Genomic DNA, 12204 nt, shown 5'->3' on the forward strand with positions numbered 1-12204 from the left:
CACGCGGCCTGCCCGGTGCGTCCGACATGCCGGGCCCGCCGCGGTGAACTGCAATATGGACCCCTGACTGTCCCCGCTCCCTGACTGCCCCGCGGCGCCGGCGTCCCGAAACGGGTCGCGGCGTGCCGGTACGGCCCCCGAGCACGGTGGTTGCGATCGGCGCTGCGCCGCGGTCCACACCGTAGCGGCGCCCCGCGAGCAAGGACAGGGCTGCGCACCCCTACCCAACCGCCCGAGGATCTCCCGACCGAGGACTCTCGACACCCTGTGTTTTCGCTCCCACCTGCGGCCCCGGACTAACAGCGCCCTCTGTTACGTCCTATAGTTCTGGTGGTAAATGCCGTGTTACAGAATCCTCACAGTCAGGTAGGTAGCGTGTCGACTTCGGACCGCATCGCAGAGATTTACGAGCAGGTCAAGGCCCGGAACGCGGGCGAGCCTGAGTTCCACCAGGCTGCGGCCGAAGTGTTCGAGTCCCTGCACGTCGTGCTCGAGCGCCACCCGGGCTACTTCGAATCCGGTCTCATCGAGCGGCTGTGCGAGCCCGAACGTCAGATCATCTTCCGCGTGCCGTGGATCGACGACCACGGTCAGGTGCACGTCAACCGCGGTTTCCGCGTGCAGTACAACAGCGTGCTCGGCCCCTACAAGGGGGGACTCCGCTTCCATCCCAGCGTGAACCTCGGAATCGTCAAGTTCCTCGGCTTCGAGCAGATCTTCAAGAACGCCCTCACCGGCCTGCCCATCGGCGGCGGCAAGGGCGGTTCGGACTTCGACCCCAAGGGTCGCTCCGAGCAGGAGATCATGCGCTTCTGCCAGTCGTTCATGACCGAGTTGCACCGCCACATCGGTGAGTACACCGACGTCCCGGCCGGCGACATCGGCGTCGGTGGTCGCGAGATCGGCTACCTGTTCGGCCAGTACAAGCGCCTGACCAACTCGTACGAGTCGGGTGTGCTGACGGGCAAGGGCATCACCTGGGGCGGGTCGCAGGTCCGCAGGGAAGCGACCGGCTACGGTGCCGCGTACTTCGTCGCCGAGATGGCAAAGCACGCCGGGACCTCCGTCGAGGGCCGCACCGCCGTCGTCTCCGGTTCCGGAAACGTCGCGATCTACGCGATCGAGAAGATCCACCAGCTCGGTGGCACCGTGGTCGCGTGCTCCGACTCGTCGGGATACATCGTCGACCCCAAGGGCATCGACGTGGAACTGCTCAAGGAGATCAAGGAAGTCCGGCGCGGACGCATCTCCGAGTATGTCGACGAGCGTGGCGACGCGGACTTCTACCCGGGTGGCAACATCTGGAACGTCCCCTGCGACATCGCGCTGCCGTGTGCCACCCAAAACGAGCTGGACGAGAACTCGGCGAAGATCCTGGTCAACAACGGCGTGAAGGTTGTCGCCGAGGGTGCCAACATGCCCACGACTCCCGGCGGTATCGCGGTGTTCCGCGACGCCGGCGTGGCATTCGCCCCGGGCAAGGCGGCCAACGCCGGTGGCGTCGCTACCTCCGCGCTGGAGATGCAGCAGAACGCGTCGCGCGATTCGTGGCACTTCGACTACACCGACGAGCGTCTCGCCCGCATCATGCGCGACATCCACAGCCGGTGTGTCGAGACGGCGGCCGAGTACGGCAAGCCGGGCGACTACATCCACGGCGCCAACATCGCGGGCTTCGTGAAGGTCGCGGACGCGATGTTCGCCCTCGGCGTCATCTGACGTCGACCGCGTCGACGCAAACGGCGGGCTCCGGTTTTCCGGAGCCCGCCGTTTCTGCATTCGACCCGGGTGTTCGACCGCCGCTGTCCGTGGTTGGGGTGTCCCGTACGGGGCGGGCGTCGAAGCCCGCTATTCGGTCGGGTTGCTGCCCGCTGTGCCCCGCTCATCGTCGCTGCGCGCCTTGCGTGCGGCCTCGCGCATCTCGATCCCGTCGGTGATCCAGCCGCCGACCTCGCGGGTGACGTCACGGACAGCTCCGGTGATGATTCCCGCGATCGCGCCGACGCGTGTCGCCGCGGATTCAGCCATCTCCTGGGCGATGTCCTTGTTGCGTTCGAACTTCCCGACCATGGCAGTCCCCCTCAGACGTTCTCCCGTGCGAGGGTACCCGGAGCGGCGTCGGACTGCTCGCGTGGCGAACGCTCGAGGAGCACCGCGACGTCGGGGGTCTGCGTGACCCAGTTGGGGGGCAGCGCGAACGTGAAGATCTTCTTCCACACCGACCCCACCTGAGCGGTGAGTCCCCTGCTGTTGTAGGGCAGCCCGTACTGTTCGCACAGCTCACGGACCCGCGGTGCGAGTTCCGGGTAGCGATGCGCCGGAATATCGGGGAACAAGTGGTGCTCGATCTGGTGCGACAGATTGCCCGACATGATGTGGAACAGCGGTGAGCCGGAGATGTTCGCACTGCCGAGCAACTGCCGCACGTACCACTCGCCTCGTGTCTCCTCGGCGGTCTCTTCCTCACTGAACGACTGCACGCCCGACGGGAAGTGGCCGCAGAAGATGATCGAGTAGGCCCACACGTTGCGCACCACGTTGGCGGTCGCGTTGCCGAGCAGAGTCGGCACGAACAACGGGCCGGTGAGCAGCGGGAACGCCACATAGTCCTTGACGACCTGGCGACGCGCCTTGCGCCACCAGCCTTTCGCGAGCGGGAGGACGTCCCGCCACGACCGGGTGCCGGCGACGATGTTCTCCGCCTCGGCGTCGTGCATCATCACGCCCCACTCGAAGAGCAGCATCAATGCGGTCGCGTAGACGGGGTTGCCGAGGTAGTACGGGTGCCACTTCTGGCTGGCGTCCATCCGCAGGATCCCGTACCCGATGTCGCGGTCTTTGCCGACGATGTTGGTGTACGTGTGGTGCATGTAGTTGTGCGAGTGCCGCCACTGATCGGACGGGCACACGGTGTCCCACTCGAACGTGCGCGAGTTCAGGGACGGTTCCCGCATCCAGTCGTACTGGCCGTGCATCACGTTGTGCCCGATCTCCATGTTGTCGAGGATCTTCGACACGCTCAGTGCCGTGACCCCCGCGACCCAGGCGGGCGGAAAGAATCCGAGGAACATCAGCCCTCGGCCGGCGACTTCGAATCCACGCTGCGTTTTGATGATGCGATAGATGTATTCGCGGTCCTCGTCGCCGAGCGACGCCACGGTCTCTTCGCGCAGTGCGTCGAACTCCCGCCCCAGCTCGTCGATGTGCTCGCGAGTCAGCACCAACGGTTCGGGATCTGCGGGCGCCGACGAGCCGGAGAGGAACGGGAGAAAGGGGATGGTGGGTAGGGACAGTCCGAACATGGTGTCCTCCAATGGTTTCGCAGTAAAGGTGTCGATCCGGGGGTGCGCCGGGTGGCGCGTCAGAGGTCGACGGCTACATCGCCGACCGGCGCGTTGATGCAGATCTGAATTCGAGTACCGGGCTCCGCATCGACTTCACCGGTGCGCACGTCTCGCGTGCATCCGGAGATCCGGACGGCGGTACACGAATGGCAGATTCCCATCCGGCATCCGTGCTCCGGTGTGAGACCGGCGCTCTCCGCGTGCTCGAGGAGGGTGACACCGGTGTTGTCGGCGACGACGCCCGAGGAGGCGAACGAGATGACGCCGGTGGCGTCGTCCGGGTCGACGGTGTACGTGGGCGGAGTGAATTCCTCGACGTGCACGAGGTTTTCCGCGTCGTTGCGGGCGTAGACGTCCCGGACCCGGGAGACCAGGCCGGCGGGTCCGCAGACGTACGCCGGAGTATCGGCGAACCAGGGCGCGACCGCCCGGAGGTGCGCGGGGTCGAACCGTCCTTCGAGAGCACCACCGCCCGACCGGGTGTAGGCGAGGACCACTTCGACGTTGGGCAGAGCGCCGAGCGCCTCCAGCGCCTCTCGACGCGGGACGTGCTCCGGCGTTCGGGCGTAGTACAGGAAGGTGACCGCACCGGTGTGCCCTTCGGCGACGAGCCCCTCGAGCATCGACAGCACCGGGGTGATTCCCGAGCCGCCTCCGATGAGGATCAGCCGTTCGGCCCGTGGCGTCGGAAGCACGAAGTCACCGGCGGGTTCACCGAGTTCGACGACCAGTCCCGGTTCGGCGTGGTCGTGGAGGTAGCGCGAGACGATCCCGTCCGGGTGGAGTCCAACCGTGAACACGATCGGCCCGCTACCGTCACGCGACGCCCCGGGTGCGTACGCCGGCGAATAGGTGCGGGTGTGCCGCACTCCGTCGACCGTGACGGACAGCGGAATGTGGTTGCCCGGTTCGAAGCGGACGGGACGCGCCGGGCTGACAGTGAAGGTCACCGAACCCGAGACGTTTCGGTCCACATGTGTAACCCGAGCGCGGGTGACGGCGGTAACGAGAAGGGGATCGACCAGTTCGAGGTACCGGTCGGGGTGGTGGGGGCTCGAGAGGGTCCCCAGTGCGCCGACGAGCACTTTTCGTGCGAGCATCCGCGCGTTGTCGATCGGGGGGAGGTGGCGCGCAATCATCGGTGCCTGCCTTCCGAAGGGATCGGATTCCAGTGCACATCCGTGCACTGAACTAAGTGTGACAGGCGGTTCCGCCCTCGTGTCAACCCGATTGTGACCGCGGTTACACCCCACGCGCAGACCGAACACCGCTCTGCCTACACTCGAACCGTGGCCGCAGCACCCGCACCGACATCGACAACCCGAGCAGAGCGCAAGGAGCGCACTCGCCAGGCACTGCTCGACGCGGCCCTGGAACTGTCGTCGGATCGGGGTCTGGCCGGTGTCAGCCTGCGCGAGGTCGCCCGCCACGCCGGAATTGTGCCGACCGCCTTCTACCGTCACTTCGCATCGATGGAAGAACTCGGCGTCACCCTCACCGCCGACACGATGCGCGTCCTGCGACGCCTGCTGCGCGACGCCCGCCGCTCCCCCGGCCCCGCGACCGCACGCGAATCGCTCCGCATCCTGGTGCGCGAAGTGCGGACACACGAACCCGCTTTCCGTTTCATCGCACGCGAACGACACGGCGGTCAACCGGAAGTCGCACGCACCGTCACGACCGAGTTGCGGTTGCTCGCCGGCGAACTGGCCGCGGACCTCGCACGCACCCCCGGCCTCGAGCGGTGGCCCTTCGACGACCTGGAGATGGTGGCCGACCTGCTGGTCACCGCGATGCTCGACGTGGTGCTGGAACTGTTGTCCGTGCCGCGCCCCGGAAGCGCCGAGGAGTGCGAAGTCATCGCCCGCGCCGAGAAGCAGATGCGGCTGATCCTGCTAGGAATGGCGGCCTGGAAGCCGGCGCACGACTGACACGATCTCCGTACGGTGGACGGCATGACCGGCAACGCCGAAACGACTCTGGGAGATCTGATCTTCGATGTCCGGGTGGCGGGACCGCCCGACGGTCCCCCGGTCGTGTTGCTGCACGGATTTCCGGAAACCGCACGCAGTTGGACACCCGTGGCGCGCCTGTTGGTGCGCGACGGATTCCGGGTGATCGCACCCGATCAACGCGGCTACTCTCCCGGCGCGCGACCCGAGGGCGTGCAACATTATCAACTGCCGGCGCTGGCCGGCGACATCATCGGTCTGCTCGACGATTTCGAGATCGAGCAGGCACACCTCGTGGGACACGACTGGGGTGCCGCGGTGGCCTGGCAGACCGCCGCGCACCACCGCGACCGCGTGTCCACCCTCACGGCGTTCTCGGTGCCGCATCTCGCCGCATACGGCTGGGCGCTGCAGGAGGACGACGACCAGCGGGAGCGTTCGTCGTACATCCGGCTTCTGCGCATGGAGGGCAAGGCGGAATCCGTACTGCTCGAGGACGATGCGCGACGTTTGCGAGCAATGTTCGATCCGAGCGTCGATCCCGAGTCGATCGACGACTACGTCCGGACCCTGTCCCGGCCGGGCGCGCTCACCGCCGCCCTGAACTGGTACCGCGCCATGACGCGCGATCTCGAGTCGACCCCGCCGGTTCAGGTACCCACGACCTACGTCTGGAGTACCGGGGACTCGGCCATCGGTTCCGCCGCGGCGGAGCGGTGTGGCGAATTCGTCGACGCGGATTACGAATTCGTCGTTCTCCCCGACGTCTCGCACTGGATTCCGGAACAGGCGCCCGATGCCGCCGCCGAGGCGATCCGGCGGCGGGCAGGCACTGCTGCCGAAAGCTGATCTTCTCGTCCGGGACCGTTTCAGCGGTAGTTGGGATTGTTGAACTCCGGGATCTCGATGCTGATGGGCCGCAACTCGGACATGTACAGCAATACGAACTGGCGCAGCAACTCGTCGAACGTCCAGTACGCCTCCGGCGCGAGAGGCAGCGGCAGGAGTCCTTCGCGAACCGCGACGAACGGCCCCCACGCGACGTCGAGGAGGGTCCCCCACACCGGCTCGCGGGGAATACCGAGCCAGTCCGCGATCTCGTCCCCGAGCATGAACCGCGTCAGAGCGCCCAGGATCGGCCGGGTGAGCAGGGTGAAGTCGAGACCCGCGCCGAGGTCGAGCAGGATGTCGGCAAGCTTGATGCCCTCGGGAGTCGGGGCGAGGATCGGGTCGAGCACCTCCACCGCCTGCGACTCGGCCAGGTCCCACGTCGCGGGGATGTACTGATCCTCGATACCGAGCATGTGCGCGCTGATCTGCCACGAATGCAGGAAGCCCTCGGATTCGTCCGCGGCGATAGGCACCTTCCAGGCTTTCAGTGTCCGCATGACCGTGGTCGGCAGGCTGTGCCAGGTCACCATCATGTCGTGCTGGCTGATCGGGACGTCCTCGGGCGCGGCGTGCTCCCAGTGCGGGGACTGCGGCAGCAGATGACGCACCGCGGCATGAACGAGCCTGGTCTTGACGGCCGTCACGGCCATTTCACCGTCGGGTAGGTAGGCGTTGCGAGTACCGATGTCGTAGCCCAGCTTTGCCGTCTTGGAGATGCGGCGCTTCATGTTCGCGCCGCCCTTCGAGTAGTAGACCGCAAGCGCCTCCTTGGGGATGACGGTGCTCATCATCCCGCTCGCGAAGCCGTAGAGAACGCCGAGGTACAGCCCCCGTTTCTCGTTGAACCGCACGGCGGCCCCGAGCTTGGCGGGATCGGCCCAGTCGGGAAGCTGCCGGGCCCGCTCCATGAAGTCGCGCAGATCGGCGGGGAGACCACCGGGCAGCGGCTGACCGTTCCTGGTCCAGGTCCTGAGCAGTTCGTTGACTCTCGGCACATCCCCCCGGTCCAGCAACGACGCCACCAGCTGGTCGGCTTCGGGGTCCCATACCGTCCTCGGATCGGCGCCGTTTCCTGTGCCCGGGATCGATCCGGCCGGCGACCACCTCCACGGTCGCGCCTGTGCGGGCGCTGCAAATGCAAACGCTCCCACCGCGCCGAGCGCGCCCCCCAATTCGAGGACCCTGCGCCTGCTGAGTTCTTCCATCGATGCCCTCCACCGCCCCTGTGAGCTTGCCCGTGTGATGACGCCCGCGATGATGCAATGAAACACTTTTTGTGTCCCTGTATCATCAGAGCATATTCATCCACCCCGGGCGGCGTTTTCGGATCCTTTCCACCCGCCTGCGACACCCGGCGAGCGCGGTGCGGCACGAGACACCGCAGTAGACTCGGCTTCCCAGGAGGACACCGTGGAACAAGCGCCGCTCGTTCGCAGCAGGACCCCGGAATCGGAGTCGCTGCTCGACCGCGCGTATCACGACGCCCGCGAACAGCCCGGCGACGACGACCGCACCCGCACGCGCGTTCTCGACGCCGCATACGAGCAGTTCTGCCGCTTGGGCATCCAGCGCTCATCGATGGAGGAGATCGCGCGTCGTGCCCAGCTGTCCCGGATCACGCTGTACCGGAAGTTCGAGTCGAAGGACGCTCTGGTCGATCAGGTGGTCCTTCGCGAGATCCGCCGCTATTTCACGAGGTTCCTCGACGACATCGCGCGTGCCGACACCGCCGCCGACCGCGTGGTGGCCGGGTTCGTGAGTTCCCTCCGTGCCGTCCGGACCAATCCGCTGATCGGTGGTCTCCTCGACACGGAACCCACGTTGCTCGCCGGTTCCGTGGTCGGCAACGGCGAGGAGATGCTCGCGACCGTGCGGGCTTTCGTCGCAGGCCAGCTTCGGCGCGAACAGCAGGCCGGCAACGTGTCGCACGCGCTGGACACGGATCTGGTCGCCGAGATGATGGTGCGGGTGTCCGCGTCGTTCCTCACCTTCCCGAGCCGTCTCGTCGACCTCGACGACGACACCCAGCTCGCCACGATCGCGCGCCGATTCCTCGTACCGATGCTCGACCCGGAGTGATCGGCCGCGCGCGGAAACCGGGGAGTGCCGTGACCTGCGCTTACGAGCTTTCGGGTGCGCGGACCGCGAGCAGTGCGGCGAGGCCCACTGCGAGAACGAGCAACAGCCCGACGATGCCGGCCCGATCGGTGGCGAACCACCACGCGAAGAACCCGAACAGAGTCGGGGCGAGGAACGACACCGCACGACCGGTGGTCGCGTAGAGGCCGAACATCTGCCCTTCCCGTCCGGGCGGGGTGAGCCTGACCAGAAACGTGCGGGCCGACGACTGCGCAGGACCGACGAACAGGCACAGCACGAGACCGAAGATCCAGAACATCGTCGGCCCCGACACCACCAGCAAGACCGTTCCGGCCGCGATCATCGCGACGAGCGAACCCACGATGACGGTCTTGGGGCCGAGCCGGTCGTCGATGCGTCCGGCGGCAAGTGCGCCGAGCGCAGAGACCACGTTGGCAGCGACGCCGAAGAGCAGCACGTCCGCCGCGCTGATTCCGTAGACATTGACGGCCAGGACCGCGCCGAAGGTGAACACACCTGCCAAACCGTCCCGGAACAGTGCGGACGCCCCCAGATAGCCGATGGTGCGACGGTCGGCCTGCCACAGCTGGCGCAGATCGCGCCAGAGCACGCGATAGGACTCGACGATGCCGACGCGTCGCCGGTCGTCACCACGTTCGACCGGTTTCTCCGGAACCGCGAACAGCACGGGCAATGCGAACAGCGCGAACCATACTGCCGCCAGTAGCGCCACGAGCCGGATGTTGGCGCCCCCTTCGGTAGAGACACCGAGCAGACCGCGCGCATCGCCGTCACCGGCGATGAAACCGGCGTAGCACAGCAACAGCAGCACGATCCCGCCGAAATACCCCATGGCCCAACCGAACCCGGACACCCGGCCGACGGTGTCCTCCGTCGAGACCTGCCGCAGCATCGCGTTGTACGGGACCTGCGCAAGCTCGGCGCCCACAGATGCGATTCCGAGAAGCACGAGACCGAGCCAGAGGTAGCTGTAGTCGTCGCGCACGAAATACATACCGGCCATCGCGGCCACGGTCAGCGCCGTCAGGATCGCGAGCGACCATTTCCGGCGACCGGCCGCGTCGAACCTCTGGCCGAATATCGGTGCCGTGACGGCGATCAGCGCACCCGAGATGCCCAGCGCCCACCCGAGCCACGCGGACGCCGGCACGGTGCCGGGCAGGTCGTCGCCGACAGCGTCGGTGAGGTAGACCGAGAAGACGAAGGTGAGGATCACCGCGTGGAATGCCGATGATCCCCAGTCCCACAGACCCCACGCGAAGACCTGTTTCTTCGTCGTGGCACCCCCGGCGCCGGCCGGAGCGTGCGTGTGTGCGCTCATGGTGCGCAGCCTAAGCCCGCTCGAGACCGATCGTGTCCCGCAGCGGTGCCGCGAGTCGCGCCGGCCGACGCCGCAGACCCGTCCGGTCCGCATCCCGCTAGGCTGACCCACCGTGACTCTGCCGACTCCCCATCCCGATGCCCGCGCCGTCGTCACCGGAGCTTCTTCCGGTATCGGCGAAGCACTCGCCGCCGAACTCGCCTCCCGGGGGCATTCCCTCATACTCGTTGCGCGCCGCGGTGAGGTGATGGAATCGCTCGCCGAGACGCTGCGTACGAAGCACCGCGTCGCCGTGGAGGTTCGGGCGTGCGACCTGTCCGACCGCGACGCTCGGTCGGTCCTCGTCGGCGAACTCGCCGGCCGTCGCATCAGCATCCTCTGCAACAACGCGGGGATCGCGACGTTCGGTGCCGTTGCGGAACTCGACCCCGCCTACGAGCGCGCACAGGTCGAACTGAACGCCGTCGCAGTGCACGACCTCACCCTCGCGGTGCTCCCGCAGATGGTCGAGCGCAAGTCCGGCGCGATCCTGATGGTGGGCTCCGCCGCGGGCAACATGGCTATCCCGCACAACGCGACCTACGCCGCGACCAAAGCTTTCGTCAACACGTTCTCCGAGTCGCTGCGCGGCGAACTCAAAGGCACCGGCGTGCACATCACACTGCTCGCTCCCGGACCGGTGCGCACCGAGGAACCGGATCCGGCGGAGGCGTCGATCGTCGACAAACTGGTGCCCGACTTCCTGTGGATCTCGAGCGCTCACACCGCCAAGGTCTCGCTCGACGCCCTGGCCGCCAACCGGATGCGCGTCGTGCCCGGCGTGATCAGCAAGGCGATGTCGGCGGCGGGACAGTTCGCGCCGCGGTCGGTCTCCGCGCCCATCGCCGGCGCCTTCTACCGCAAACTCGGTTCCGACTAACGCCGGCGGCGGCGTCCGGTTCCGAAGATGCTGCGGCTGATCTCCCGGCCCGCCGCGGACGCCGCCGACCGCAGGAAGCTGTTGACCGCCGGGCTCCCCATCGCTCGTTCGATGATCGACGGCTCGTCGTCCCGCGCGGATTCCGGCAGTACCTCCCCCGCTCCGGCAGGCAGCGGCGGGGTCTCGAACTCCGGATCGACGTCGGGGGCCCCGCCCACCGATGCGGTCAACTTCTCGTACGCCGATTCGCGGTCGATCGTGCGGCCGTACTTGCCGTAGAGCGCGCTCGACTGAGCGGCCGCCAGGATCGCGTTCTCCCCCACCGAACCCATCAGGGAGCGCGGTGGCCGAATCCGGGTCCAGGCGACGGGAGTGGGCGCACCGGTCTCCGACAACACCGTCACGACGGCTTCGCCGGTTCCGAGTTCTGTCAGTGCCCGTCCGAGGTCGTATACGTCCGTCTCCGGGTAGGTGCGCACAACCTTGTCCAGAGCCTTGCGGTCTTCGGGGGTGAACGCGCGCATCGCGTGCTGGATGCGTGCTCCCAGTTGCGACAACACCGCCTGGGGCACGTCCGATGGCAGTTGGGTGCAGAAGATCACCCCGACGCCCTTCGAGCGGATCAGTTTGACGGTCTGCTCGATCTGTCGCTGAAACGCCTTGGACGCATCGGTGAACAGCAGATGCGCTTCGTCGAAGATGAACACGAGCTTCGGCTTCTCGAGATCCCCGACCTCCGGCAACGCCTGGAACAGGTCGGCGATCAGCCACATCAGGAAGGTCGAGAACAACGCCGGCTGGGTCGCGCGATCGCCGAGTTCGAACAGGCTGATGACGCCGTGGCCGTCGGCGAGGCGGAGCAGATCCTCGGTCTCGAGTTCCGGTTCCCCGAAAAAAGTGTCTCCGCCGGCTTGCTCGAGGTTGACCAGTGCGCGCAGGATCACCCCGGCCGTCGCTCCGGACACCCCGCCGATGCTCTTGAGGTCGGCTTTTCCCTCGTCGCTGGTCAGATACCTGACGACCTCGCTCAGGTCCTTCAGATCCAGCAACGCGAGGCCGCGCTGGTCTGCCCAGTGGAAGATCAGGCCGAGGGTGGACTCCTGGGTTGCATTGAGCTCGAGCACTTTGCTCAGCAGGATCGGCCCGAACGAGGTGACAGTCGCCCGGACCGGGATGGCCGCGCCCTCGGAACCGAGCGAATAGAACTGCACCGGGTAGCCGTGCGGTTCCCACGACTCGTCACCGGTGTCGATCGCGCGCGCAACGATCTTCTCCTCGATCTTGCCTTCGCCCGTGAGGCCCGACAGATCGCCTTTGACGTCGGACATCACCACGGGCACACCGGCGGCCGACAACTCCTCGGCGAGCAACTGCAGCGTCGCGGTCTTTCCCGTCCCGGTAGCACCGGTGACGAGGCCGTGGCGGTTCAGCGTGGCGAGAGGGATTCGGACCTTGGCGGACGGGTTCGCCACGCCGTCGACTACAACGGCGCCGAGGTCGAGGGCGGGTCCGGACACCGCGTATCCGGCGGCGATCCGTGCGGCTGCGTCCGCCGGGCGCGACGCATCGCCGGGGTCTTCGTGGCGCTTGTCTCGGTCCGGCATACGGATGCTCCTTCGACTGTGCACGGCCACTGCTGTGCCACTGCCGACCTTA

At 67.0% G+C, this 12204-nt stretch carries 11 protein-coding genes; 5 read left to right on the forward strand and 6 right to left on the reverse strand.

From position 1 onward, the window contains the following. The first annotated feature begins 375 nt into the window (after positions 1-375). Complete coding sequence (gene gdhA, locus RDCOP1_RS04100; protein ID WP_072698723.1) at positions 376-1719, forward strand: NADP-specific glutamate dehydrogenase; 1344 nt, start codon at positions 376-378, stop codon at positions 1717-1719. Between the two features lie 129 nt (positions 1720-1848). Here gdhA and RDCOP1_RS04105 read toward each other — a convergent pair whose 3' ends face one another. Genes RDCOP1_RS04105 through RDCOP1_RS04115 form a run of 3 tightly spaced genes read right to left on the reverse strand, consistent with a single transcriptional unit; the run spans position 1849 to position 4483 of the window. Beyond that, complete coding sequence (locus RDCOP1_RS04105; protein WP_072698724.1) at positions 1849-2070, reverse strand: hypothetical protein; 222 nt, start codon at positions 2068-2070, stop codon at positions 1849-1851. Positions 2071-2081: 11 nt separating this feature from the next. Then, positions 2082-3302, reverse strand: coding sequence for a fatty acid desaturase family protein (locus tag RDCOP1_RS04110; RefSeq protein ID WP_072698725.1), 1221 nt, complete (start codon positions 3300-3302; stop codon positions 2082-2084). Positions 3303-3361: 59 nt separating this feature from the next. Next, positions 3362-4483, reverse strand: coding sequence for a ferredoxin reductase (locus RDCOP1_RS04115; protein ID WP_072698910.1), 1122 nt, complete (start codon positions 4481-4483; stop codon positions 3362-3364). A gap of 150 nt (positions 4484-4633) precedes the next feature. On the opposite strand from RDCOP1_RS04115, the gene RDCOP1_RS04120 reads away from it, so the two are divergent. Continuing rightward, a complete protein-coding gene (locus tag RDCOP1_RS04120; RefSeq protein ID WP_072698726.1) occupies positions 4634-5275 on the forward strand; it encodes a TetR family transcriptional regulator in 642 nt (213 codons plus the stop codon). Between the two features lie 24 nt (positions 5276-5299). Further along, the gene (locus tag RDCOP1_RS04125) at positions 5300-6145 is read left to right on the forward strand and encodes an alpha/beta fold hydrolase (protein ID WP_072698911.1); all 846 of its coding nucleotides are present in this window, start codon (positions 5300-5302) and stop codon (positions 6143-6145) included. 20 nt (positions 6146-6165) lie between these two features. Here RDCOP1_RS04125 and RDCOP1_RS04130 read toward each other — a convergent pair whose 3' ends face one another. Next, positions 6166-7392 carry an oxygenase MpaB family protein gene (locus RDCOP1_RS04130; RefSeq protein WP_072698727.1) on the reverse strand — a complete coding sequence of 409 codons (1227 nt, stop codon included), beginning with the start codon at positions 7390-7392 and terminating at the stop codon, positions 6166-6168. Between the two features lie 205 nt (positions 7393-7597). Here RDCOP1_RS04130 and RDCOP1_RS04135 point away from each other — a divergent pair, with 205 nt between their 5' ends. Beyond that, complete coding sequence (locus RDCOP1_RS04135; RefSeq protein ID WP_072698728.1) at positions 7598-8266, forward strand: TetR/AcrR family transcriptional regulator; 669 nt, start codon at positions 7598-7600, stop codon at positions 8264-8266. Positions 8267-8306: 40 nt separating this feature from the next. Here the strand turns inward: RDCOP1_RS04135 and RDCOP1_RS04140 are convergent, their stop codons facing one another. After that, positions 8307-9629: an MFS transporter gene (locus tag RDCOP1_RS04140; protein ID WP_072698729.1), complete on the reverse strand. Its 1323-nt coding sequence runs from the start codon at positions 9627-9629 to the stop codon at positions 8307-8309. A gap of 112 nt (positions 9630-9741) precedes the next feature. Here RDCOP1_RS04140 and cmrA point away from each other — a divergent pair, with 112 nt between their 5' ends. Continuing rightward, positions 9742-10548: a mycolate reductase gene (cmrA, locus tag RDCOP1_RS04145; protein WP_072698730.1), complete on the forward strand. Its 807-nt coding sequence runs from the start codon at positions 9742-9744 to the stop codon at positions 10546-10548. On the opposite strand, the gene RDCOP1_RS04150 is transcribed toward cmrA, so the two are convergent. Then, positions 10545-12152, reverse strand: coding sequence for a helicase HerA-like domain-containing protein (locus tag RDCOP1_RS04150; RefSeq protein WP_072698731.1), 1608 nt, complete (start codon positions 12150-12152; stop codon positions 10545-10547). The two genes, cmrA and RDCOP1_RS04150, sit on opposite strands and share 4 nt — an antisense overlap. Positions 12153-12204: the final 52 nt, after the last annotated feature.

Source organism: Rhodococcus coprophilus NBRC 100603 (assembly GCF_001895045.1).
In the GTDB taxonomy this organism is placed as follows: Bacteria; Actinomycetota; Actinomycetes; order Mycobacteriales; family Mycobacteriaceae; genus Rhodococcus; species Rhodococcus coprophilus.

Coding starts and splice junctions, on each gene's coding strand:
- RDCOP1_RS04105 (WP_072698724.1), bottom strand. CDS start 2,070: ATGGTCGGGAAGTTCGAACGCAACAAGGACATCGCCCAGGAGATGGCT.
- RDCOP1_RS04110 (WP_072698725.1), bottom strand. CDS start 3,302: ATGTTCGGACTGTCCCTACCCACCATCCCCTTTCTCCCGTTCCTCTCC.
- RDCOP1_RS04115 (WP_072698910.1), bottom strand. CDS start 4,483: ATGATTGCGCGCCACCTCCCCCCGATCGACAACGCGCGGATGCTCGCA.
- RDCOP1_RS04125 (WP_072698911.1), top strand. CDS start 5,300: ATGACCGGCAACGCCGAAACGACTCTGGGAGATCTGATCTTCGATGTC.
- RDCOP1_RS04130 (WP_072698727.1), bottom strand. CDS start 7,392: ATGGAAGAACTCAGCAGGCGCAGGGTCCTCGAATTGGGGGGCGCGCTC.
- RDCOP1_RS04140 (WP_072698729.1), bottom strand. CDS start 9,629: ATGAGCGCACACACGCACGCTCCGGCCGGCGCCGGGGGTGCCACGACG.
- RDCOP1_RS04150 (WP_072698731.1), bottom strand. CDS start 12,152: ATGCCGGACCGAGACAAGCGCCACGAAGACCCCGGCGATGCGTCGCGC.